The sequence below is a fragment of the Magnetospirillum fulvum MGU-K5 genome (genome assembly GCF_000442515.1).
Lineage (GTDB): Bacteria > Pseudomonadota > Alphaproteobacteria > Rhodospirillales > Magnetospirillaceae > Phaeospirillum > Phaeospirillum fulvum_B.
On record NZ_AQPH01000013.1, the window covers coordinates 22,895 to 47,155 of the forward strand.

A 24,261-nucleotide genomic window follows, 5' to 3' on the forward strand; every position below is an offset into this window, starting at 1 on the left:
GGCCAGAGTTCCGCCGCAAGCGGACTCGATAGCCCCCATAACATCACGGTACGGAGGGGCTTATGAGAAACTCGTTTACGCGCTTGAGGCTCTCTGCCATCGCACTGGTTGCGGCGATGGCGTTTGCCTGGAGCGGGGCCGCGCAGGCGGTCACGGTCAACTTCGCCGAAAGCATTATCGGAGTAGGTGATGGCTACCAATCATCCTTCGACGGAACCCTATATAGCTCCAAGATAGGCAATTCTCCGACGAACTACGGGCTGAGCAGCAGCTCAAACACCCTTTCGGTTGGCTCGAATGTGGTGTTTACGCCCGTTGACGGAGCCTCGCCCTATAGCCTGGGGGTGGATAACGGGTTTAGCGGGGTCTACACGTTCACGCTTCCGTTTAACGCCAAAACCAGCGTCTCGATCCAATTCAATACGAACCGGCTCGACGAACTCCGAATCACCGGCATTACCCTGAAGTCGGGGACCACCGAATACGACCTGCACAACGTCGCAGGCACGAAGGATCTTACCCTCGCCACCGCCAATTTGTTGGGCAGCGGGACGTACAGCCTGTACTACACCGTCGCTACCGGCACAGGGTTTAATAAAAGCTCGTCCTTCTCCGGTACGGTGTCGGCGGTGCCGCTGCCGGGCGCGGCCCTGCTGTTCGGCTCGTCGCTGCTTGGCCTCGGCGTCTTCGGCCGACGCCGTCAGCGGCAACGCAATCGCGAGGCCGCCCGCGTCGGTGGCCTCGGAGCCCTTGCCGTTGTCCTGGTGATGGGATTTTCGGGTACAGCGAAGGCAGCAAGCTATAGCGACGTTCTCGAACTGAACAGCGGCAATCCGCTTTCGGCCTCCACCACCGAGTTGGTGTACACCGGCACGGTCGGACCGAAATCCAGCGCGATGACAGGTCGCTATATTTCCGACGTTTTCACCGTCAATAAAAAGGGGGCGGTAACGGCGAACAAAACCGACAGCAGCAACATCACAACCTTCAATCTGAAGTTTCAGCTGTCTCAGGCATCAAATCTCGTCGTCACTCTGACCGACAACATTTCAGGAACTCTCCTGAATGGATTGAAGTATGACACGATCACCCTGAATGGGCTTACGGGGAAGATCCTTGCTCTCCCCAATCCGAACAATTCGATCGTCGTCAGCTTCTCTAATCTGCTCGCCAACACTCTTTATAATCTGGCGGTGACCGCGGGCAACAACACCACGATCCGCACCGTGCAGGTCAGCGCGGCGGTGTCGCCGGTCCCGATTCCTGGTGCCGTTGTCTTGTTCGGCTCGGCCCTGCTTGGACTGGGCGCCTATGGACGGTTCAATCGCGCCAGAAAGGCCGATTGAGTTGCCATCGAAAGATTGGCGGACACGAAAGGCGTCTGGCGCAGACAGGCGCCTTTCGCTTTTGTATTTCTTATTTATATCAATTTTTAGATGCAGGTAACAAGCAGCGCTTTTTAACCACAGGGCGATATTGTCTGTTCGAAAATTCTGTTTTTATACTATACTTACGGGCGATCCAAAAGGATGATGGTCCGGGAACTGGCTACCCTATCGACGTAATCTGCACGCACGGCTCGGTTTGCGCATATGAGGGGGAACGATGATCGTGACGGGAAAACAACATATTCGGCTCAAAAACAGCACGGTGCTGATCGCTGATCCGATCCCCTTTTTCCGGATGGGCCTGCTGGCGATGCTCCGCCGCTTCGCCCCTACACCGCACGTGCGCGAGGCAGATTCCATGAGCGCCACGAGGCAAGCGCTGCGGCAGGATTCGTTCGATCTCGTCCTGCTTGATCTCAGTTTCGCACAGACCGAATCAGCCCGGTTGCGCGACGACCTTGATGCCGCCGGACACCCCCCGCTCATCACATTCTGCGACGCCCCCAGCCCGGCACTGAAGAGTGTTGCGCAGTCCGTGGGCGCGGCGGCGATCTTCTCTCGCACCGAACAGACGCAGACCGTCCGGATGGCCGTGGAAAACGTGCTTGGCCCGTCCAACACGGCTCCCTCCCTTGCGATGCGCGACCAGAGCTTGGACAGCGACGCCACGACCGGCTTGACCGAGCGCCAGCGCGAAGTCCACCAACTGATGCTGATGGGGCTTCCCAACAAAGAAATCGCCCGACGCCTTGGCCTATCCCCCAATACGGTCAAGGTACACATGACAATCATATTCAAAAAATTGGGAATCGCATCTCGTTACCAGGCTCTTGCGCCCCACAGCTTGCTGTGAATAGATCAAATATCAAAACGCATTTCATGCGCATCAATTTACGACCGCATGAGTATCTTCATTAAATTCAATTTTTAGCTTTATTATTTTAAGCTAAAACAACCCAAAACCTCACATTCACTAGATGAATTTATACAAAGACTAATCCATCATGGCTATATTCGTAATTTAAGACGAATTGTACCTTTTCCAGCAGGCTTCGGCGGAGGGAGCAGACACCCTCCCTGGGAGTTATGTTCATTGCCGCAAAATTCAGGAATCCATTGGGGGCGAGGTTTGCGGGACGGTCCAAAAGACGACCTGAGACAAGCTGGCAAGAAATGCCCGATTACATTAAAAAAAGCTGATTTTCACATGCGGTCCGCTTTAAGCTCATTGGGGCCGCAGCCGGTTTTTTATTTCCGGCACGTACATTGATTTCCGGCGCGGCGGAGCGCCACTTTTCCATACAGACTTCACGCCGACAGCGGAGACCCCCTGTCGGCACGATGCTCCCCCCAACGATACGGTCACGCTTTGGGCGATATCTCCGCCCCACCCGTGACGTGAAAGGGGGGGATGGGCGATGGACCTGAGCATTACGATCGGACTTCCGGTCGATAAGATCGAGCTGTTTGGCAACGCCCTCTGCGCGGCACTCTATTTATGCATTGTCGCCGCCGCCGCGCTCAGCGTCTCGATGGGACGCGGTCGCTTTTTTCTCGCCTTCGGCTGCGCCTGCACAGCGATCTCGGCCTGTGGCGTGACCGCACGTCTCGATTTTGCCCTCGCCCTCCCGCTCGAAACCGCACGAACCTGGGCGTTTCTCCTGTTCTGCGCCTGCCAGCTCCCGATCGACCGATTGGTGCCGTCGCGCCGTCTCTGGCGCATTCCCTCGGGACTGAGAATCCCGCTTGCCATCGTTCCAGGCGTGATGGCCGGGGGGCTGATGCTGACCGCAGGCACAACGACTGCTTTGATTCTGTTTAATCTTTGGCAGATCACCGTTGATATCCTGATCCTGCTGATGCTGGAAAATCTGCTCCGGAATATCGAGCAGACACCGACACGCGGTCTGCGTCTGGTGGTTCTGGGGATAGGCGGGCTGACGATTTTTGACCTGATGATCTGCGTTTCAGGTCTCACCACCGGGGGCATTCCGTCCCTGTTCGTTGTCGCCAGAAGCTACATCCTGTTCGCGCTCGGTTTGCCGCTCGCTTTTGCCACCTTGTTGGTGCGCGGATGGGGCAGCAACTTTCAGATGTCCCGCTACGCCGTATTCCATTCCACCGCCCTGGTTGGCGGCGGCTTCTATCTGGTCAGCACCTCGGTGGCTGGTGAGGTGCTGCGCAATCGGACCGGCGATTGGGGACTGACTCTCGAGATCACCTTCATCACCACCGCAACAATCTTGCTGATGATTCTGATTCAGTCGGCATCGTTTCGCGCCCGGATGATGGTGTTCATTTCCAAGCATTTTTTCCGGCTGAAATACGATTACCGTGAAGTCTGGCTGGCCTTCATCCGCAAGATGGCCGGGCCGCACCAGAACCAAACGCTACACGAACGGACGTTGCGGGCGGTTGCGGAATCGGTCGATTGCCGGTCCGGAGTGTTGTGGACGTTCCAGGATGCGATCGATGCGTTTACGCCGGTCGTGCATTGGAACATTGATGGGGACCTTCCTGTCATTCCCTCCGACGACCCGTTGATGAACTTCATGGTCCGCACCGGATGGATCATCGACATCAACGAATGCCTGACCTATCCGGAAATTTACGACGGACTATCCCTTCCCCTCTGGTTTTCCAGCCAGCGCGACCAGTGGATTATCGTCCCGCTGATCCATCATGAAGTACTGGAAGGCATGATCGTCGCAGGCCACCCGACCACCGCGCCATCAGCGCTGGGGTGGGAGGATTTCGATCTGCTGAAGACCGTCGGCGCTCAAGCCGCCGGTTATCTGGCCGAAGAGCGCGCCTCCCGCGCCCTCAATGATGCGCGTCGCCTTGCCGAGTTCAATCGCCGGTTCGCTTTTGTCGTTCATGATATTAAAAACGTCGTGAGCCAGATGTCGTTGATGTTGGAAAACGCCCACACCTTCGGCCATGACCCGGAGTTTCAGCGGGATATGCTGCTGACCACGGCCAGTTCGGTCGATCGGCTGCGCGGAATGCTGGCTCAACTTGGGCAGGAAGGGGCACGCCGAGCCGAACTCATATTACAGCCGACCTTCCTCGGCTCGTTCGCCGCCCAGGTGTTTGAGCGCTGGCGCAAATCCTTCCCCCGCCTCCAGTTGATTGATGCTTCGGAGCCGGTGCTGGTGGATGCTTGCCGCGACAAGCTGGCCTCGGTGATGGATCACCTCGTTCAAAACGCAATTGATGCCGTCGGGCCGGACGGCTCGGTATCGATCGTCATCCGTCCCGGCCACAGCGATGGAATCATCGAAATCATCGATGACGGCCCGGGGATGAGCCAGGACTTTGTGCGCGACCACCTGTTCCGCCCATTCGAAACCAGAAAACCAAACGGCTCTGGCATTGGCGCGTTTCAGGCATTGCGGATGATGCAAGACATGGGGGGCGCCTTGACGTCGAAAGCCATCCCGGAGCCGGGACAACCATGAGACTTCGCCTGAAGTGCTGCGAGGTTCCCGCTTCGCCCAATCAAGAGGACAGGAATGGCCGAAGACTCTCTGCGCAGGCCTAGGATTCTCATCGTCGAGGACGATCCCGGATTGCGCACCCAGTTGCGCTGGACACTGTCGGACTACGACCTGTTGCCGGCCGAGGATCGCGAGTCGGCGATGACCTTGTTCCGACGCGAGGAACCGCCGCTGGTGATTCTTGACCTCGGTCTGCCGCCTGATCGTGACAACGCCAGCGAAGGCCTAGCCACCTTGCGCGAAATCCGCGCCCTGCGCCCAATCACCAAGGTGATTGTCGCCACCGGGAACCAGGAGCGCGAGAACGCTCTCGAGGCGATCAGTATTGGTGCCTATGATTTCTACTCAAAGCCGGTCGATCCCGACGTGATCAAGGTGATTATCGAACGGGCCTGGAACAGCTATCAGCTTGAGGAGGAGATCACCCACCTGCGCGACGGGTTGCAGGGGGGCAAGGATTTCGACGGTCTGGTCACCGCCTCGCCGGAGATGTTGAAGGTCGTCAATCTGGCACAGCGTGTCGCCCGCTCCGACGTCGGCGTCCTGATTACTGGCGAAAGCGGGACCGGCAAGGACATCCTGGCCCGCGCGATTCACGCCTGGAGCCCGCGTAAAGACAACCCGTTCGTCGCGCTTAATTGTGCCGCGATCCCCGAGACTTTGCTGGAAAGCGAACTGTTCGGCCATGAGAAAGGGGCGTTCACCGGCGCGGTTGCCCGGGTGCATGGCAAGATCGAACTGGCCGATGGCGGCACCTTGTTCCTGGATGAAATCGGCGACATGCCTTTGCCGCTTCAGGCCAAGTTGCTGCGCTTCCTCCAAGAAAAAGTAGTCGAACGGATCGGTGGGCGCAAATTGCTTTCCGTCAACGTCCGAATTCTCGCCGCGACCAACAAGGACCTCGTCGCAATGATGCGCGAGGGCGGCTTCCGCGAGGATCTCTATTACCGGCTGAACGAGATGGGGCTCATCGTTCCGCCATTGCGGGAGCGGCCGGGCGATGCGGTGCTGATCGCCATTCATCTGCTCAAGAAACTAAGTTCCGCTTTCGAGTCACCGCCCAAGGGCTTCACCCGTGACGCCCTTGCCCGCATCGCCTCTTATTCCTGGCCAGGCAACGTCCGCGAACTGGAGAACCGGATCAAGCGCGGCATCGTGCTCGCCGATCAAGGCTACATCACTCCCGAAGACCTCGACTTGCCGGAAGAGGGCGAGACGCGGGATGTGCTTCCCACCCTGCGTCAAGTGCGCGAGGAGGCAGAGCGCCGCATGTTGAGCCGAACCCTGGCGTTGACCGACAACAACATCCAAGAGGCATCGAAAATCCTCGGTGTCAGTCGGCCAACTCTCTACGCCCTGATGAAGGCACTCCGGATCGGCCGATACCACGCCCCCAAGGCGGAGGTCCCCGATTGATCCTGGGCCCCAGAGGTGCCGCCCGCCTCACCTCAAGGTGACGCCGCGCACGCGGGACTCGCGTTTCGATAAGGACGTGTCGGGAAGGGGAATCCGATGACGACCGTGCGGTATGGAAGGTATCTCGCATGATCTTGGTGTTTCATGCCTACAGCCGGGGAAACCACGGCGACGGCCTGCTGGTCGACTTGACCCTCGACCTCATCCGGCAGGCGATCCCCGCGGAATCGGAGATCGTGGTGGTCGCGATGGACCCCGAATCCTTCGCCGATCTCCCCCACGTCGTCAGGGGGCCGGGAGGCGAAAAAGGGACCCTGGCCAAGGTGTTGGGCGCGTCAAGCGTCGCAGCGACCCTGGCGTTGAACGCGGCGTTCGGCCGGCGCGTCTCCGTGCCCGGCCTTCGGGAACTGGTCGACCGGGCGAATTTGATCGTCGGCGTCGGCGGCGGCTACATGCGCGCCGGCTCGCTCCAAGAGGGCGTCAAGGCGGCGATCGCTCACGCAGCCTTGGCAAAGGTCGCCAGCGCGGCCCCCTGCAAATCCGTGTACCTCCCGCAGAGCGTGGGGCCGTTACGGGGGAAGCTGGGACAGTTGATCCGCGAAAGCCTGAGCGGGGTGGACACGATCTTCCTGCGCGACGACCGCTCGGTGAGCGAACTTGCCCTGAGCACACGGTCCCAGCGGGTTCCCGATCTGGCGGTCATGAAACTTCTAGAAAGCGGCCTAACGAACGACATTCGCCCGCGTTACGACAACGTCTACCTGATCGCGCGCGACCTGAACAAACCGGCTCCGGTGCTGAACACCTATTACCAGCGCCTGAATGATCTGCGGGCGCTGATGCCGGATGCCATACCCGTTCTGCAATCCACCGCACGCGGCAACAACGACTTGGCGTTCTACCGGAAAATGAAATGGGGAGACAGCTTCCAATCCGTATCCGATGCGATAGAGCAAAGGGGAAAAGGTGTCGTCGTCTCGGTTCGACTGCACGGCGCGTTGCAATCCATGATCTCAGGGTGCCCATCCATTCATCTGTCTTATGAGAGGAAGGGCTTCGGAGCATATGAAGATCTTGGCGTGCCCGACTTTGTCTATAACGCGCTTTCCTTCGACCCGGGCGTGATTGCCGACCAGACCAGGGGGCTGTGCCAAAATTCCGACCCGTTCTGGGCCGCGGTGGCGGGCTCGGCCGACTCCGTCCGGGTAGCGCGTGAGACCGTAAAAGCGACGCTGGCGCACACTTACGAACGATAGCGGGGACAGAATGCGTTGTATCGCCATCATGGACGGGCGCTTTTCCTATCGGAACGGCGCCCCGGCCTCCTATCACATGCATTACGAGAATTTTTCCCGTCACTACACCAGCATATTCGAGCACTTCACCGTTGTCGGCAGAGTCTTCCCCGACGGTGACGGAACGGCTCTTCCGGTCGTCGGCGAAAAGGTTGATTTCATCGCGATCCCCTCCTACCACGGGCCGGGTCAGTTCTTGAAAGTAGCGCCGAAGATTGCCCGTCTATTGTGGCGGATTTCGAAGGAAGATGCCGCCTTCATCCTTCGGGTGCCCGGCACGCTTCCCTTGATATTCGCGATTATCGCGACAGTGCGCGGCATCCCCTATTCGGTCGAATGCGTCGCCGACCCCGCGCAACAACTGGGCGAGGGCTCGGTCCGCCACCCCCTGCGCCGCTGGTTTCGGCGGATGTTCATCGCGGGGACTCGCTGGCAATGCCGGTCGGCTGCGGCCTCGACATACGTAACGCGCGAAGCCCTCCAGACGGCATACCCACCGAAGCCGGGTCGCCCGACGTTCAGCTTTACGGACCTGGTCATCGATGAAGACTCGCTGGTCAAGCAAGAGCGTGCTCCGGACTCGTTCGACACCACCACCCCGACCATCGTCAACGTCGGCATGATGATCCAACTCTACAAAGGCCAGGATGTTTTGCTGTCGGCGCTGAGGCGGTGCCACGATTTGGGGCTGAAGGCGAAGCTCCGCCTGATCGGCGACGGCCCCTATCGGGACGACCTGGAACACATGGCGCGCGACCTGGGGCTCGTCGACCATGTGACGTTCGTCGGTAAGCTTCAAGGCGGCGCACCGGTTCGTAACGAGATCGACCGCGCCGACCTGTTTGCCCTGCCCTCCCGTCAGGAAGGGCTGCCGCGCGCGCTGCTCGAAGCGATGGCCCGCGCGGCCCCCTGCATCGCATCAGACGTGGGCGGCATACCGGAATTGCTGTCTCGGCGCTATCTGGTCCCCTCCGGCGACGTCGAGGGGCTGGCGCAAGCCATCGTCACGCTGGCCTCGAACGCCGATCGGCTGGCGGTTGCCTCCAGAGAGAACCTGGAGGCGGTTCAGGAATATCGGTTCGACTTACTCAATCAGAAGCGCCAGGCCTATTACCGGGCGGTTCTGGCTGCCGGGATGGAGCAGAGATGAGCACGCGCAAGACGGTTCTGCATGTCACCGAAGCGTTGGGCGGCGGCGTAACCACCGCAATCCTTGAATACGCCCGCAACGCGCCCCAGGTCGAGCACCACCTGCTGGCAACCCCGCGCGAATCGGTGAAGGTCGTCATCAACGAGGATCTGCCGTTCCGCCAGATTCTCCCCATGCCAAGGGGGCTTGTGCCGTCGATCCGCGCCATCCGCACGGTATTCAACCGTCTTCGCCCCGACTGGATCCATCTTCATTCGTCCTTTGCCGGAGCCTATGGCCGATTGGCCGGCCTGCCTCCCTCGCGGCTGATCTACACCCCCCATTGCTTCGCGTTCGAGCGTCAGGATGTCGCTTGGTGGAAGCGGGCGTCCTTCTTCGCGGTGGAAAACCTGCTCAGCCTCAACGGGCGGACCATCGCCGGAGTCAGCGAGCGGGAGGTCGATCTGGGGCGGAAGATGCTTGGGACCAAGGCGGCGGTCTACCTGCCCAACTTCGCCGACGTTCCCGGAGACCTAGTTCGGAAGGAACCGCCCGCCGAGGCTCCGACCCGGCTGAAAGTCGCGATGGTGGGACGATTGCAGCCTCAAAAAGACCCGCAGTTCTTTCTCGCCGTGTGGGAAGAGGTGCGCCGCCAAACGGATCGTTGCGAATTCTGGTGGCTGGGGGGGGCGAGCCCGAGGTCGAGGCACAGATGAGCGCCGCCGGAGTTCATGTGACCGGGTGGATCGACCACGCGGACCTGATCGCCGCCCTGGCCGGGATGGACGTCTACATGCACACCGCCGGTTGGGAGGGCAACCCGATTTCGTTGCTTGAAGCCACAGCGCTGAACCTTCCCATCGTCGCCCGCGCCATTCCCGCCCTTCGCTCCCTGGGCATCAGCGACCTTTGCGACACGCCGCACGACCTTGCCGTGCGGGTCCTAAGCCTGCTTCAGCCGGGTGCGTTGTCCGATGCCTTCCGCAACACCGCCACCCTCAGCGCGACGTTCACCCGTCAGGCGCAGGCGGAGGCCCTCGCCCGATTGTATGCCGAGTGAGTGATCCCGGACCAAGGAAGCCCCATATGGTTCGCCGCCTCCAGAATATCGTGAAGGGATTCGGGGGCGACGCGTTTCTGGCGCTCGTTTCGACGGCGTCGGATTCCTTTTACCAATGGGTGATGCTGATCGCGATATCGAAGTTCTGCGGCATCGATGTCCTGGGGCATTACTTGTTTGCGACGGCGCTGTTCATCCCGATGTTCCGGGGCTTCAGCTTTTCTCAACGTGAGATTAGCGCCGGAAATTTCACGATCGAACCGAACGTTATAGAGAGCTTCCAGATACGAATCTGGTCATCTGCCATCGCTTTTATCTTGTCCATCATCATCTTGTGCAGCGTCGAGAGAAGTTCTTTCATCCTAATCATTCTGTGGACATTTATTAAATATGTAGATTCAATATTTGACCTTGTCGCCGGAATCTATCAGCGGAACAAGAACTACAAGCGCATGGCCCTGTCGAGCATCATGCGCAACGCCATCCTGCCGCTCGGCACCGCAGGACTTATGCTGGGCGGCGTCGACCCGATCTGGGCGTTCACGGCGCACGGGGCGCTGATTTCCCTCATCTTGTTGTTCCTGGACCTCCCCAAAATGCGCGCATACGCGGCGGCGCAATGCGATCCCGCAGCCCCCGTTCGGACCGGTGCGGCGCTTCGATTGCCATCACGGAACCAAATCAAGATTCTATGGGAATTGGCTGGTCCTTTGACCGCTGCCTTATTCATCGCAACGTTAAATATTGCCGCAGCCCGTCTTTCCGGGCGAATTCTATTTCAACCCGAGCAAGTGGGGCTGATCGGCGGCTTCATGCAACTCGGCAACATCTTCATGCCGCTCATCACCGGCATCACCCAGGCCGCCCTTCCCCGTTTGGGGCGCGCTTACGCGGCCAAAGACGTGGTTCAGTTCGGCAAGATCAGTTTCGCCTTGTTCCTCTTGGCCGAAGCGTGCGCCGCCGTGATCTTATTTCTCGCGCTGTTGCCGGCGCGCGACGAGGCCCTGCGCCTCTTTTTTAATCCAGCCTTCGCCGCGGCAGCGGACCTGCTGTTCCCCGTGGCGATCGGCGCGTTCGTCGCCTATTTCAACGCCGCGATGGGGCCGGTCAAGATGGCGCAACTGCAATACAAGAATGAGTTCGTCCAGAATATCGTGACGTTGATTGTGCTGATGACCGCAACCCTGACCCTGGGTGCTTGGTACGGAACCGCCGGGTTGCTGTGGGGAGTCGTCCTGTCGCAAACCTTCAGGTCCATCTGGCTGTACATCACGATCAGAAGCGGCATGACGTCATTCAAGGCTTAGAGATCGTACGGAGGGGGTCATGTCTTTTTTCCGCGACATCAAGATGGACGCTGCGGCGAACTCGCACGGGGTACTCTACCTTCTATTCACCCATCCCGGGTTCCAGATGCTGTTTTTTATCGACTGGAACGGTCCTTGCGCCGCCTCGGCGCTCCCGGTCGCGTCCTTGGGCGCATGTTTCGTTGCCTTTCGGTGGTGTTGACCGCGTGCCACGTAAGCCCCCTGGCGAAGATCGCTCCGGGCATCGCGGTTCCCCACGCGACGGGGATCATCATCGGGGACGGAGTGGAAATCGAGACAGGGGTCAGAATCTACCAGCAAGTAACGCTGGGGCTCGCCAAACTTGGTGTTGATAAATTTCCCAAGGTTGGTTCTGGGACAATTCTGTATGCGGGATCAAAAATTTTGGGCGGAATCACCATCGGAAAAAACGTTTTGGTCGGTGCCAATTCCGTCGTCTTGATCGACGTACCGGATAACGCGGTGGTGACGGGATTGCCCGCACGCATCGTCAGTAAAGGATAGCCCGGATGGTTGGAATTGACAGCCCAGCGAGGCCGACGCGCTCGGGCCGCCTCGGATTCGTCGTGAACGGGTTCATCCTCGTCCTGACCTTAAGCCCCTTTCTGATCGGTGATGCCGGCGGGCAAATCGCCAAGCCGATCGCGTTCCTTTTCCTGACCTGCTCCGCTGGCCTCTACCTGATTATCAAAAGCCCCTCCCTCTACCTCCGCTACGCTCTTTGGCTCTGGTTTCTGGTTCCATTCATCCGGCGCGTTTTTGATCTCAGTTCCGGCTATTCCGAGATGAACATCTACGGCCTGGCGCCGGTGATCGTGTCACTCTTGCCCTTTATCGCCCTCGCCCGGCTCAGGGGAAGCTTTCCCGTCTGGAATCCCCTGCTTCCCAGCCTCATCGCGGTAACGTATGGCTGGGTGATCGGGGTGGTCGCCGTTGGACCAGCCCCGGCGACGTTCGCCTTGACCCAATGGGTGGCCCCCCTTGGCCTCGCCTTGCACATCGCCGGGTGCTGGCAGGAGTACGACCAGATCCGGAAGGAGATCGTTCGCGTCTTCCTGTGGGCGCTCGTGATTCTTGGGATATACGGCATGGTGCAATATGCCCTGCTGCCCCCTTGGGATTTGTATTGGATGACCCACGCGCCGATCAACTCGATCGGGCAGCCCCACCCCTTCAAGGTCCGCGTCTTCAGCACGATGAACTCCCCGATGGTGCTCGCACCGATCGTGCTGGCGGGAATATTGCTGATCTTCAACACTGCCGGTCGAATCGGATGGATTTCCGTTGGGTTTGGCTTGGCCACCCTCCTGTTATCTTTGGTCCGGTCGAGTTGGGGGGCCCTGGTCGTCGGCTTTGCGGTCCTGTGGATGCTGGTGTTCCGGTATCAACCGGCGCGCGCACTCCGCATGGGGGTGGTCGGTGGCATCCTGATCGCCTTGCTGTCGACGGTGATCGTGGCCACCCCTTTGTTCGACAAGATTCAGCAACGCTTCGATACCCTCGATTCGTACGAGCACGACGTCTCCTTCCACGCGCGGGAACGCCTGTACGCCCAGCTTAGCGAGGAAGTCATGTTCGAGGTGGTGGGTCGAGGGCTGGGAGCGGTCGGGATCAGCCAGGCGCTTTCAGGATCGAGCAACGCCAACACGACCTTCGACAGCGGTGCCCTGGAATTGCCCTTGGTGCTTGGAATATTCGGCTCCTTCCTCTACATCACCCCCTTCATACTCATCCTGGTTTCGGCGGTACGCTCCCAACATCTTGGCCGCGACCCGACCTGTCAGTCGGCAATCGCCGTGATGGCCGTCTATTTCGTGCAGATGATCTTCGCGAACCGCCTCGCCGGTCCGGCCTCGTTCGCCTTCTTTGTGATGGTGGGGCTGCTGCTGGCGGCAAAACGCCACTTCTGGCAGCAGGAAAATAAGCTCAGGCAAAATCCCAGAGCCGATTCGATTTGAATGGAAAAGGCTGTAGGGCCTTTAGCACCCGGTCAACGTCCTGCCACACGGCGAAAAGGACGCATGACCGGGCAGGACGGACTCTGAGATCAGACTTTTTCGATCAGGTTCCTGTTTTTCGACATGACGCCATAATCGGAAATCTTGTTGCCCTTCGCCCGGTTGCCCCGCATGACGTTCCCCCAGGCATCGAAGTTGGGGGGGAAGTCGTCGATGTATTGCCAGTCTCTCCCACCGTCGCTGACCACCCCGGCCTTGTGCACCGGCGCGTTGGCTCCGCACACGCCCGAACCCACGGCCTTGTAGAGCGCGTGGTTAGAGGCTCGTTCATCGCCGTCGCTAACCGTGGTCCCGGTCTGCCACGCCTGCGGGGTCAGGTCGAAGCTCATCTCATTCGAGCCGATCCACAGCCAATCGAAACGGCCATCGCTGGCGGTGCTGGAGGTGTGGGTGATGGGCCGGGTACCGGCCGGGACAGGCTGTGATGCCAACCGCCCCATCGCGCGGTAGACGTTCTTACCATCCGTCGAGTAGCGTCGGTCCAAAGCGAGTTCCAGCCCACCCTTCCACAATCGGTACTGATGGCGTTCGAGCTTTAAGCCGTAAAGCTGTGTCGGATTGGCTTGGTCGTCGGTGCAGGTGTTGTTCTCGATGACATTGCGGCGGCCGAACCCGCCAAAATTGGGGGTGACGGCGATTCCACAAAAAGACCGCGGGGTCAGCAGGCTTAGGTTGGCCTGACCATTCGAGGTGCAGATATTATCAGAGCAGTAATTTCTCTCACCAAACAAGCATATGCCGTGATAAGCGTTCTTCACGCAATTATTTTTCGTTATTTTATTATTATAACCAGTCACCGATATCCCGTTGTCACCACTACCCTCGGCAGAGTTACCAACTATGTTGTTTCCATAGCAATCGAACGTCACTCCGCACAGCTCAAGGCCATTTTTCTTCGTTTTGTTATTCTCGATAAGATTCCCATGAGCCTTGTCATTCAACCAAATGGCAAAGCCCCGGTTATTGCCGAAGGTGATTCCGCTCAACGTGTTCGAGTGAGCCTTGATTCCATTGAGGGCGATTGACGTTCCGTCGCTGTCCCACTGCTCCCCTCCGACAATTCGGCAGTTCGCAGCCTGTAGGTCGACATTCAGCGTCTTACCGCGACGGATGACGCAATTGATCACCTGGACGCCGTCATCGAAGATCCGCAAGACCGTGGAGGTTCGCGTCTTGCTCGGGAAATGCCCGTCGAGTTCCAAACCTTCGACCAGCGAGTTGGAACGCAGGTTCAGACAGACGTCGACATCGCCCTCGAAGACAATCAAGGGCCGCTTCGTGCCACCGACCCCGCGAATCTGGATGCCGGGTGAAACCTGCAAGCCTTTGGTCACGCGGTAGTTGAGCGCCGGAAGAGGCACCAGGACGGTTCCGTTGGTCCTTTCCGCCTCTTTCAGTGCGGACAGGAACGCGCTGGAATCGTCGGACACACCGTCCCCCCGCGCGCCGAAATTGGAAACGGAGAATTCGGGGCCAGCCCCTGCCGCAGCACGGGCCGGGGCCAAGCCACCCCACTCGATGCCGACGAGCCCCAGAAACAACGGCATAGCTTTCAATGCGTCGCGTCTATTCATCGCGCCATCCTCGCTAAAACCACAATTCTAGATTGCGACTTCAAATAGAGTTTGGGTTGCATATTTCTGATTTGGGAGAGCATCGCACTACAGACGATCATATTGGGACTGTTGTTGTTCCAGGTCCAGCACCATTCTACCTAGAGATCAAGTCCCACCAAAAATTGACTTTCCCGGAACGAGTGACGACCGCGCCGTGACAAACAGCACAAAAACCTCTCACACGGCAGGTCTAAGATCCAAACCGACAGGGCTCACGCTTCAGACAACGTCTTTACCAGCACATCCCGCCCCCCCTCCTCGGGCAAGGACTGGAACGGGCTGAGCCCCCCCTGTCCACGGTCAACGGCGGCATCAACCACCGTGTCAAACCCGACCCGATTCAGATCCTCGGAAAAGGCATAGAGCAGGGAGACATCGCACAACAGATTGATGAGACGGGGAATCCCGCGCGAGAAGTAATGAACCGCCGCACAAGCGAGATCCTCGAACAGATCGGGAGCGCCCCCCACGACCGACAGACGATGGCGGATATATTGCGCCGTCTCCGCGGCCCCCAGCGGATCGAGATTGCAATGAAGCGCGATGCGCTGAACGAACTGACGCAGATCGGGACGCTTCAGCGTATCGAGTAATTCGGGCTGGCCGACCAGCACGATCTGCAACATCAGATCCTTCTCGTTATTGACGTTCGACAGCATCCGCAAATCTTCCAGCATCGCCGGAGTCAGGTTCTGCGCCTCGTCGATGATCAGCATCGTCCGCTTGCCTTCGGCATAGCGGGCGATCAGGAAGTCAATGAACAGATGGTAAAGTTCGGCAGACTCTTTCCCCCGGTGATCGATCTCGAACGCCAAGGCCACCCAGCCCATCAACTGGCCGAGGGTAGAGCTGGAATTACTGATCACTCCCACGGCCGTCTCCGGCCCGGCCTGGCGGATAAAGCGGCGGATCACTGTCGTTTTCCCGGTGCCGACCTCTCCGCTGATAACGATGAACCCGGCCTGGGTCGCCAGCGCGTATTCCAGCAGATTGACGGCAAGGCGATGCCGCTTGCTCGGAAACAGGAACTCAGAATCCGGGAGCAGAGAGAAGGGCTTACCGCTCAGACCGAAATGGCTCTCATACATCCTGCTGCCTTTCTCCGGGTCGATGGGACGAAGCCCACTCAGGCCCGGTTGAACTGTCGTTCGTTCGACCCGTTGAGTACGGTCCCAATCACATTGCTGTCGCCCAGGGAATGCAGGCAATTCTTCAGATCGTCGGTTCGGGTCACCCCGTCCCGCGCTACCAGCAGGACGCCATCGACATTGGGCAGGAAGGTAATGACGTCGTCTTGGGCCAGCAGCGGCGGCATGTCGTAGATCACGATGCGGTCGGCGTAGCGGGTCTTCAACTCGTTGGCCAAGGCGATCATTTTCGGCGTACCGAGGAGTTCAGACGAATTCTCTATCGGCTCGCGAATCGGCAGAACGACCAGCCGATCGACCGGCAATTTGACCATGCAATCGGGAACCGGCGTATCGTTCTGAATGTAATCGCCCAGACCGACCTTGGGTTCGAAGCCAAGGAAATTGTGGACCATCGGTTTGCGCAGATCGAGATCGACCAGCAGCACCGTCTGCTTGACGTCAAGGGCAAGGCTCATCGCCAGATTGACGGCAATGGTGGTCTTGCCGTCGCCATAGGTCGGGCTGGTGATCGCGATCGTGCGCAGATTGGAGCGGTTCATCGCCTGCAACAATTTGGTGCGCAGCAGACGGAAAATGTCGGCCTCGCCACTGCGGGATTGCCGGGCAACGATCCGGTTTTTCTCCAACACATCGTCCGAGAGCTGCACATCGGCCGCCCGCTTCGGTCGGATTTCGACGGCAGGAGCGGGCACAGATGCCACAGGCTCCCGCACCGCGACGGCAGCACTGTCCTGCAAGGCCGCTTCTCGCAGCGATCTCGCCTTCTGGAGCGCTTTTTCGAGTCTATCCATCATCAAGCTCCGGTCGGCAGAGAGTTAGAAAAGGCCCAGGCGGTTGGCGATCACGCTCGACAGAACGTCCAGCGGCATCACCGCCCGATCGATCACGACAAGAACCACCAACACCACCACGCTGGCAGCAATCACCGCTCGCTTTTGCAAGCGTCGGCGATCATTGCGCTCTTCCTGGGTGGAGATCAGCGGCACCGCGACCAGGGGAGGCACCCCGACCAGACTGGCGAGATGATAGGTGCCGTGAATCGAGCGGCTCATCGCCTCGGCGGCCGCGACGGCACCGAAGCCCCCGACCACAGACAGGATTATGCCCGCAGCAAGGAGCAATGGACGCGGTGGATTCGTGCGCGTCGGCAGTTCGGCAGATTCGATCACGACCAGACGCTCGGCTTTGCGGCCCTGCTCCATCTGCTCGTTCATGTCGGCCGCCTGCTTCTTCTCCTTCATCTCCCGATAGCGCAGTTGTGAGTTATCGTAATCACGCGCCAACGCGGCATATTCCTGCTCGACCATCGGCGTTTCGGCAACCAGACGCTCATAATGCTCGCGCTGCTTGCGCAGAGCATCGCGTTGCGCCGAAAGCGCCTGAAACTGGCTGTCTGCAGCCTGCAACTGCGACACCAGCATCAGATAAGCCGGGTTGTCGGCGTCTTTCTTCACCGTCCCCTGTTTACCCGCCACCCGGTCTGCCGACGCCGCCTGCCGTTCCAGAGCCCGCAACTGAGAGCGAAGCGAGGTAACGTCAGGATGATTCGTACCGTAGGTCCGCTCGGCGGCGGCAAGGTTGGCGCGCATGTCGGCGATTTGCGCCGACAGAGTGTCCCCATCGGCGGCCACACCGGATTCGGCGCGCAACGCATCGATTTGTCGTCCCAGCTTGACCACATCGGGATGGCTTGCCCCGTACTGTCCCAACAATGTCGAGTAACGCGACTGCAACGCCTTCAACTGGATCGCCGGGGTGGTCAAAACCTGACCGTCGGCGATCACCCGGGAATAGGGATCGACCGAGGCAAGCTGAGACCGCAATGCCCCACGCGATTGTTCCAGCGCGTTGAGCTGCCGATCAATGTCTTGGAGACTGACTCCGGTGGTCGCCGCCATCTGCTGGTTGAAAGCCAGTGCCTCTGGCCGAGAGTGCGGATGTTGGCGCCGGAATTCGGCAACCTTACCCTCTTGTTCCGCCATCGAGCGCTCCAGCACATCGATCTGCGTCGCAAGAAAAGCTGCGGTTTCACGCGCCTTGGTGCGCCGCTGCTTCAGATCCTCATCGAGGAAACGCGACACCAGTTCATCAGTAACCTGCTGGGTAATCAGTGCGTCGGAGTACTTGAACGAAATCGTAAAGGCGATTGCCGCCAATTGCCCCGCCGACATCCGCGACGCCGAGGCCGGATTCGACAGTTCGGTGCTGACCAAATCAAGCTTGATCTTCTTCCTCATTTTCTCGACCACTTCAGTGATCGGGGAGATTTCTCGCTCGTTCTGGTAGAGATTGAATTTAGTGATAATTTCGACCAGGGTCGATGTCGCGGTCACCTTCTGTTGAATCTGCTGAATGCGCTGGTCAGCCAACGCTTCCATGAAGCTCACCGCGTTCGCACCCATCGGGGCGGTCACGCCTTCGGGGATATCGGGGGCCTGAATCTGGATCGTCGCTGAGGTCCGATAGGTCGACCACATCGCCGAGAAAATCACCGCGCCCAAAAGGAGGACGCCGAATGTGACGAGGAACTCGACCTTCCGCCGCATTAAGATCGAGATATAATCGTGAAGATTATAATTTTCCATCAATCACACCCCGAAAATGATCGAATAAAATTTCGACCTACAGGCCAAGCTCGAAAGAAGACGAGTTACAAATCAAGTTAACCATAAAAGACTGAGACTCAGATATATCACCCGCCACTTCTTTTTGCTGGCGATAGCGATAAGAAAGACCGACATCAATTTTATCAAAAATGCGATACAACAATTTCGGCGATGCCGTCAGGTAAACCTTCTCATTACTCCCGCCCTGACTTCCAGATAACTCGGTAACCTTGTAAGTGGTGTCGAGTTTCAAGTTCACCCGCGGCGACAGGGTATGAGTCAGCGACAAAGACACGCCGGTTGCTTGGTTCATCGTCCCATCGCCCGACGGCGATGGCTGGCGGTTGAGGGCCAAGGTGATCTGGTCCTGCTGGTCGCGATAGGTCAGGGTCGAATCGAACACCAGATCGCTCGACGAACGCTCACTCTGCCCCACCGCCCCAGATGCTTCGACCGATGAGGTCATCTGCTGAATACCGACCAGAGCGCTAATCGTCAGGGTTTCGGAGAGCTTGCGCTCCCATCCGGCCATCGGCGCGACGGTATCGACCGTCGAGGATGGCCCGGTTCGGGTCTGGAACCGCGACATCCGCACCGTGGCAAGGCCGGAATTGCGCTCATCGAAGGCATGGGCAAGGCGGGGGGAGAGCCCCAACACCTCGTAATTGGTGTAACGCTTGGTGTCGCCATAGGTCGATCGAACGTAAGTCCCGCCCACATTCACCATATCCTGCGGGGTCAACGCCACCCCAACCTCCGGCCCCAGCGAAACCGTGGTATGGCGAATTCCGGCGATGTTGATGCCACTGCCCCCTAACTCGCTGGTACGGGTGGTGTCATAATCGAGAGAGGCGTTCATCGACGCCGTCCACAACGTGCCAACCCACCGCGACCTCAGAGCACCGAATAAATCTTCGGAATCAAAACCTTTGAGGTCGTAGCGGTTAACGTCGCCCCGAAGGTCCAGTTGGTTGGTGACCCCGGGCAGATCGGCGTTGATCAGCAGCTCCGGCGACGTCACCGACCCCATCGCGGCCTCATGCTCCCGCGCCGACAAAAGGGGATTGTTGTCGTACTCAAGCGTTTGCGAGAGTTTGCCCTGGACCCGAAGAGGGTCGGCCAGAGCATCGCAAAACGGGATCAGGACAAGAACACCAGCAACAATTAGATGAGGAAGAGGCCGATACTTACGCCCACATCCTGAACGTACAAGGGGGGGCGTCCGGTCCATGTCCTAGAAGAGGCTGGCGGTGGGAACCACCACCACATCGCCCGGTGCCAGAACGATATCCTGATCAAGCGATTCGCCGCGGACCACATCGTCATAGGGGAAGGGAATCGCCACTTGGCGATCACCATCGCGCCGAATCACGATAATCCGGCTTTCAGAGGCATACGGGGTCAGACCGCCGGCCTGACTGAGCGCCTGCATCACCGTCACCCGCCGCCCGACGATCTGCTCGCCCGGCTTGGCCACTTGGCCGATCACATTGACGACATTCCCGAGCGCTGCCTTGACCGACACCGTGACGTATGGGTCGCGGATCATTGATTCGAGCCGGGCCTTCACCTCATCCCGGATTTGCAGCGCGGTGCAACCACGAGCGTTGATGTCGCCGACCAGGGGAAAGGAGATCTTGCCATCCGGAAGAACCAGCACTTCGCGGTCAAGACCATCTTCCTTCCACACCGTGATCTGAAGGACGTCGCCGGGATTAACGGTGTAGTCGGTCTCGGCCGCCTGAGCCGCACCAATCATGCACGCGGCGGCCACGAAAACCGAGGCGAGGAGAGAGCCCCCGGAATGACCCTTACGACGCCGAGCAACGGCATGTTTCCGAAGCATTCTCATCAGCCCTCTTCAGACGACCAAGCGCCGCACAGACCTCGACAACGAGAAAAGCAACCCAAAGGGGTGACGACGCCACCCTCCAGGCAAACCTTCCACGCGATTAACTCCCAATTTTTTATCATATCTGGCAATGCCGACGAAAGGCACCACACCTAATCAAGGTGGATTATTGCCCTGTCAAAATCCCATGATATTCTTTGAGGATTATCCACAAAGTGCCAGATGGAAGTCTTTGATGGTGACCGCATCAACGCTTCATACATCTGGATAGCCACTTTATGCGGAACCTGGAGCTCGGTGCTGCACTATCGTAGCCCGATTGAGCAGAGTAGGTTTGCTCAAAAATGATTTTCAGACGAGTTCTACTCACAGGGACTGCGATCACTGCTTTGTTATTCGTCTTTTTTGCCGCGGCGAGCAGCCATGCGGAGACGGACTATTTGTGCCTGAAGCGCTGCGTAGAGGCGGGAACAGCATCTTCTCCGTGTATGGCCCAATGCACCTATCAGCGGGCACCGGCGCCGACACAGGCCCCCTTGTCTTCCCGTCAATTTTCGGCACCCAGGCCAACACCTTCGAACGTCATCCTCCCAAGCAAGGACAGCCCCGAGAACGGAACCGCCAACAGCCCCACGGCCAGACTGGGCAGGGCAAGCGGAACGACCGTCCAGTGCATCAGTTCCTGTGTCCAGAGCGGTTATCAGCGCGATCTCTGTCGTCTGCGTTGCCCGGAATGAAACGCTGATGGCCCGCGACCATCAACCGCCCTCTCCGACTGCCTGGCCCGGATTCGCGGCGGTTTCCGTCGCCACAATCCTTACCGTCGTCGCCTTCCTGCGCCCTGCCAGAGATTTGATCCAATCCTGGAGCGCCGCGGAATATAGCTACGCCTATATCGTCCCGGCCATCGCCGCACTGATGCTCTGGCATATCCTCGCCGAGCATCGTCCCCGCCCAATCCCGGCCTGGACCGGCAGCGCGGTCGTTTTGGGCGGCATTATCCTGCTCGTCGTCGGCGAATTGTCGACGCTACGGCAGATTGCCCATTACGGGCTTCTCGCGACCCTCACCGGGATCGGTCTCACCTTCCTCGGGCATCGTGCGATGCGCCTTGCCCTTCCGGCCTTCGTCTACCTGCTGTTCGCCATCCCCCTGCCGCCACAACTGCACAACAGCATGTCGCTTGACATGCAATTGTGGTCTTCGACCCTGGGCGTATGGCTTCTCGACGGGCTTGGCCGATCGGTCTTTCAGGACGGCAACGTTATCGACCTTGGCGGCTTTAAGCTCCAGGTCGTCGACGCTTGCAGCGGGTTGCGTTACCTGTTTCCCCTGCTCAGTTTCTCCTATCTGGTCGCCTACACCTTATCCGACCGAATGTGGAAGAAGGCGGTGATCCTTCTGTCTGCGCTCCCGATTACGATCGGCATGAATGCCCTGCGCATCGCCATCATCGGACTCACCGTCGATCTGTGGGGGATCGAGATGGCCCAAGGGGTGCTGCACGATTTCGAGGGATGGACGATCTTTGCCGGGTGTACGGCGATTCTTCTCGCCGAAGCCTGGGTGTTGTCGCGGATCGCCGGGCGCGGGACGTTCCGCCTCGACCTGTTTACCCGGCCCGAGGGGAAGCTCCTCGATGGCCCGGTGCGGCTAAACGGACCCGGATATGTCGCCCTCTGCGTCTTGAGCGCGGCGGCGGCATTGTCCGTCTCCGGCCTGCTTGTTGACCGCAAGAGCCCAGAGCTTCCTGTCGTATGGCTGGGACAGCTTCCGGTAAACATCGGGGAATGGAGAGGACGCACCGACAGCCTTGACCCGGCCACGTTGAAATCTCTCTCTCTAGACGATTATTGGCTCGCCGATTACTCAGCCTCAGACTCCGAGCCACCGATCAGTCTCTACATTGCGTATTATCGCCAGCAGACGATGGGATCGGCGATCCATTCCCCTTCGACCTGTATTCCCGGTGGCGGGTGGCGTGTCGAATCGACCGAACGCAGGGCAGTCCATGTCGGAGCTCAGACCATTCCGATCGCCCGGTTGGTGATCCGGCGCGGTGAGGCCCGTCAGTTGGTCTATTACTGGTTCGATGAGCGGGGAAAAATCGTGACATCTCAGTTAGGGGCGAAGTGGTCTCTTCTGGTCGATTCCATCCTTCTCAATCGGACGGACGGCTCTCTGATCCGTATCCTCACCGCGATTGGCCCTCAAGAAACCATGGATCAGGCTGAAGCCCGCCTCGCGGCCTTCCTATCGACAGCATACCCACCGATCGACATGGCTCTTCACCCGTGACCTTTTCGTCGTTTGCCTTCGGCCTGTGCGGCTTGATCCTGCTCACGTCAGCCTGCGACACACCGCATCGCACCTGGACCACGATCCAGGTGACGACCGATCCACCGGGGGCGCATTGCGAGTTGATCCGGGGAAACCTCAATCTCCACGGCTTCGACACCCCCGGCAAGGTCCGGCTTGATGGCAGTCGACAGAGCACGGTGTTTGTCTGTGCCAAGGACGGCTTCAAAGACTCGATCTTTGTCCTGCGCCCGATCACGCACAGTTTCTCGATGAAAAATCTGGTCCTGCCAATGGGAGGCGTGATCAGCGCGACATCGGGCAAGGACAATACCTACGACGAGACCGTATCGATCACGTTGGAGAGGTCCGATGAAAGCCGCTAAGCTGGCCGGGATCATCGCCGTCCTGCTTCTGGCCGGATGTCAGGTTCCGGTGGTCGGGACGGTCGATCCGCTGGTCTCTTACGCGATCCAGAGCGATCAGGACGATCTGACCGATCAGGCCGAGGAATTCGGAGCCAGGATCAACCGCCAGATCCGCGAGATTCCTGCGTTCGCCACTCTTTACAGCGCGACAACGATCGACCGCGACCTGACCCGCGACACCCGCCCGGTCTGCTATGTCGTCGTGTCGGGGACGGTGGCGGACAAAGCCGTTTTGGTCCGGTTCAAGGACATGGCCACCACCACCCTGAACGAAGAGTGCCGGGTGGTGGTCAATTCGTCGCTGGTCGCAACACCGGATCGCAAACGCTATCGATCGCAATGAGGCGAACAGCCGCCTTGAGACAGAGGACGGGAACCGATCCGGTCCCCGCCCCCTCCGCAATCAGCCTTTGCGCGCCCGCATCCGGCCCAGCGCGCCCAGCCCAAACAGCGCCGCTCCCATCAGCGGCAAGGTCGCGGGCAGCGGCACGGCCGAAACCCGGGCGATTTCAAACCCACCGCTTCCGGCAGCGGTCGAGAACACCGCCTGCTTGATCACGACATCGGACAGAATGCCGATCAGGGGACCAGCCGAGGAGGTGTTGACGAGGTTGGCGTTGGAAAGGGTGTGCTTCCCGTTGCCATCACTCCAGGACAGCGAGGACCCGCCGCTCGCCGTGACCGTGCCGAGCAGGCTTTGATTGTTACCGTACAAGGTGACGGTGTTCGTCGCGGAGGGCGAGCCCCAGACGAACTGAATCCCCTTGCTGTTCAGGCTGAAGGTGATCGAAGACGCTTTCCCAGCCTTATCCGTACCGCCCGACCCGCCGATGCTGAGCCAGGTTCCGCCCGACCCATAGGGGTTCCACCCGCTTGAGCTCTGCGCGTTGGCATTGGTGTAGGTGGGAACGAGGATCTTGCCGTTGTTGGTGGTCCCGCCCTGCACGGTCTGGGTGTTGTCGGCTCCCACCACCGTCACCCCGTTGAACAGGATGTTGGACGCCGCCGAGACGGTGCCGTAATCGGTGACGGACAGGATCGCCGCATCAGCCGCAGAGAACGCGGCCGATGCCAGCCCGCAGAGAGCAGCGGCGGCAATCGCGGTACGTTGGGGAATACGCAAGATGGAAACTCCCGATCGAATCGTCGTTGATGTCCACTTACGCAATCGGCATG

The 24,261-nt window shown here is 59.2% G+C and carries 22 protein-coding genes; 14 read left to right on the forward strand and 8 right to left on the reverse strand.

All coding sequences use genetic code 11. The features are described from left to right. Positions 1 to 62: 62 nt before the first annotated feature. From K678_RS05375 to K678_RS05425, 11 genes are all read left to right on the forward strand, one after another. The gene (locus K678_RS05375) at positions 63 to 1,346 is read left to right on the forward strand and encodes a hypothetical protein (protein WP_155804465.1); all 1,284 of its coding nucleotides are present in this window, start codon (positions 63 to 65) and stop codon (positions 1,344 to 1,346) included. A gap of 259 nt (positions 1,347 to 1,605) precedes the next feature. Continuing rightward, positions 1,606 to 2,241 (forward strand): response regulator transcription factor, encoded by a 636-nt coding sequence (locus K678_RS05380; RefSeq protein ID WP_021131442.1) that lies wholly within the window; start codon positions 1,606 to 1,608, stop codon positions 2,239 to 2,241. A gap of 565 nt (positions 2,242 to 2,806) precedes the next feature. Next, complete coding sequence (prsK, locus tag K678_RS05385; protein ID WP_021131443.1) at positions 2,807 to 4,849, forward strand: XrtA/PEP-CTERM system histidine kinase PrsK; 2,043 nt, start codon at positions 2,807 to 2,809, stop codon at positions 4,847 to 4,849. 54 nt (positions 4,850 to 4,903) lie between these two features. Continuing rightward, positions 4,904 to 6,304 (forward strand): PEP-CTERM-box response regulator transcription factor, encoded by a 1,401-nt coding sequence (gene prsR / locus K678_RS05390; RefSeq protein ID WP_021131444.1) that lies wholly within the window; start codon positions 4,904 to 4,906, stop codon positions 6,302 to 6,304. A gap of 128 nt (positions 6,305 to 6,432) precedes the next feature. Further along, entirely contained in the window at positions 6,433 to 7,560 is a 1,128-nt protein-coding gene (locus K678_RS05395) for a polysaccharide pyruvyl transferase family protein (protein ID WP_021131445.1), read from the forward strand. 10 nt (positions 7,561 to 7,570) lie between these two features. Continuing rightward, complete coding sequence (locus K678_RS05400; RefSeq protein ID WP_021131446.1) at positions 7,571 to 8,749, forward strand: glycosyltransferase family 4 protein; 1,179 nt, start codon at positions 7,571 to 7,573, stop codon at positions 8,747 to 8,749. Then, on the forward strand, positions 8,746 to 9,444 hold the full coding sequence (locus K678_RS05405; protein ID WP_039852120.1) for a glycosyltransferase: 699 nt from the start codon (positions 8,746 to 8,748) through the stop codon (positions 9,442 to 9,444). Before K678_RS05400 ends, K678_RS05405 begins: the two co-directional genes overlap by 4 nt. Further along, entirely contained in the window at positions 9,441 to 9,788 is a 348-nt protein-coding gene (locus K678_RS18970; protein ID WP_231376212.1) for a glycosyltransferase, read from the forward strand. Before K678_RS05405 ends, K678_RS18970 begins: the two co-directional genes overlap by 4 nt. A 26-nt stretch (positions 9,789 to 9,814) precedes the next feature. After that, positions 9,815 to 11,095, forward strand: a complete 1,281-nt coding sequence (locus K678_RS05415; protein WP_021131447.1) for a polysaccharide biosynthesis protein — start codon at positions 9,815 to 9,817, stop codon at positions 11,093 to 11,095. 135 nt (positions 11,096 to 11,230) lie between these two features. Next, positions 11,231 to 11,620: a serine O-acetyltransferase gene (locus K678_RS05420; protein WP_155804467.1), complete on the forward strand. Its 390-nt coding sequence runs from the start codon at positions 11,231 to 11,233 to the stop codon at positions 11,618 to 11,620. 62 nt (positions 11,621 to 11,682) lie between these two features. Next, on the forward strand, positions 11,683 to 13,074 hold the full coding sequence (locus K678_RS05425) for a hypothetical protein (protein WP_196802541.1): 1,392 nt from the start codon (positions 11,683 to 11,685) through the stop codon (positions 13,072 to 13,074). Positions 13,075 to 13,163: 89 nt separating this feature from the next. On the opposite strand, the gene K678_RS05430 is transcribed toward K678_RS05425, so the two are convergent. From K678_RS05430 to K678_RS19705, 7 genes are all read right to left on the reverse strand, one after another. Continuing rightward, positions 13,164 to 14,708 carry a glycosyl hydrolase family 28-related protein gene (locus K678_RS05430; RefSeq protein WP_021131451.1) on the reverse strand — a complete coding sequence of 515 codons (1,545 nt, stop codon included), beginning with the start codon at positions 14,706 to 14,708 and terminating at the stop codon, positions 13,164 to 13,166. A 254-nt stretch (positions 14,709 to 14,962) separates the two neighbouring features. After that, positions 14,963 to 15,838, reverse strand: coding sequence for an ExeA family protein (locus tag K678_RS05435; RefSeq protein WP_021131452.1), 876 nt, complete (start codon positions 15,836 to 15,838; stop codon positions 14,963 to 14,965). A 38-nt stretch (positions 15,839 to 15,876) separates the two neighbouring features. Next, entirely contained in the window at positions 15,877 to 16,695 is an 819-nt protein-coding gene (locus K678_RS05440) for a CpsD/CapB family tyrosine-protein kinase (RefSeq protein WP_081673170.1), read from the reverse strand. Between the two features lie 21 nt (positions 16,696 to 16,716). Beyond that, the gene (locus K678_RS05445) at positions 16,717 to 18,486 is read right to left on the reverse strand and encodes a GumC family protein (protein ID WP_021131454.1); all 1,770 of its coding nucleotides are present in this window, start codon (positions 18,484 to 18,486) and stop codon (positions 16,717 to 16,719) included. Between the two features lie 37 nt (positions 18,487 to 18,523). Further along, positions 18,524 to 19,738 carry a porin family protein gene (locus K678_RS05450; protein WP_155804468.1) on the reverse strand — a complete coding sequence of 405 codons (1,215 nt, stop codon included), beginning with the start codon at positions 19,736 to 19,738 and terminating at the stop codon, positions 18,524 to 18,526. 3 nt (positions 19,739 to 19,741) lie between these two features. Further along, entirely contained in the window at positions 19,742 to 20,359 is a 618-nt protein-coding gene (locus K678_RS05455) for a polysaccharide biosynthesis/export family protein (protein ID WP_081673171.1), read from the reverse strand. A gap of 547 nt (positions 20,360 to 20,906) precedes the next feature. Beyond that, entirely contained in the window at positions 20,907 to 21,035 is a 129-nt protein-coding gene (locus K678_RS19705) for a hypothetical protein (RefSeq protein ID WP_269210502.1), read from the reverse strand. A 68-nt stretch (positions 21,036 to 21,103) separates the two neighbouring features. Between K678_RS19705 and xrtD the strand changes: the two genes are divergently transcribed. From xrtD to K678_RS05470, 3 genes are read left to right on the forward strand one after another with little or no spacing between them, the layout of a single operon-like run. Beyond that, entirely contained in the window at positions 21,104 to 22,657 is a 1,554-nt protein-coding gene (gene xrtD, locus K678_RS05460; RefSeq protein ID WP_021131457.1) for a VPLPA-CTERM-specific exosortase XrtD, read from the forward strand. Next, a complete protein-coding gene (locus K678_RS05465) occupies positions 22,654 to 23,043 on the forward strand; it encodes a hypothetical protein (protein WP_021131458.1) in 390 nt (129 codons plus the stop codon). The genes xrtD and K678_RS05465 overlap by 4 nt, the downstream gene beginning before the upstream one ends. Beyond that, positions 23,030 to 23,428 carry a hypothetical protein gene (locus K678_RS05470; RefSeq protein ID WP_021131459.1) on the forward strand — a complete coding sequence of 133 codons (399 nt, stop codon included), beginning with the start codon at positions 23,030 to 23,032 and terminating at the stop codon, positions 23,426 to 23,428. The genes K678_RS05465 and K678_RS05470 overlap by 14 nt, the downstream gene beginning before the upstream one ends. A gap of 60 nt (positions 23,429 to 23,488) precedes the next feature. Here the strand turns inward: K678_RS05470 and K678_RS05475 are convergent, their stop codons facing one another. Next, the gene (locus K678_RS05475; RefSeq protein WP_021131460.1) at positions 23,489 to 24,208 is read right to left on the reverse strand and encodes a PEP-CTERM domain protein; all 720 of its coding nucleotides are present in this window, start codon (positions 24,206 to 24,208) and stop codon (positions 23,489 to 23,491) included. Between the last annotated feature and the right edge of the window lie 53 nt (positions 24,209 to 24,261).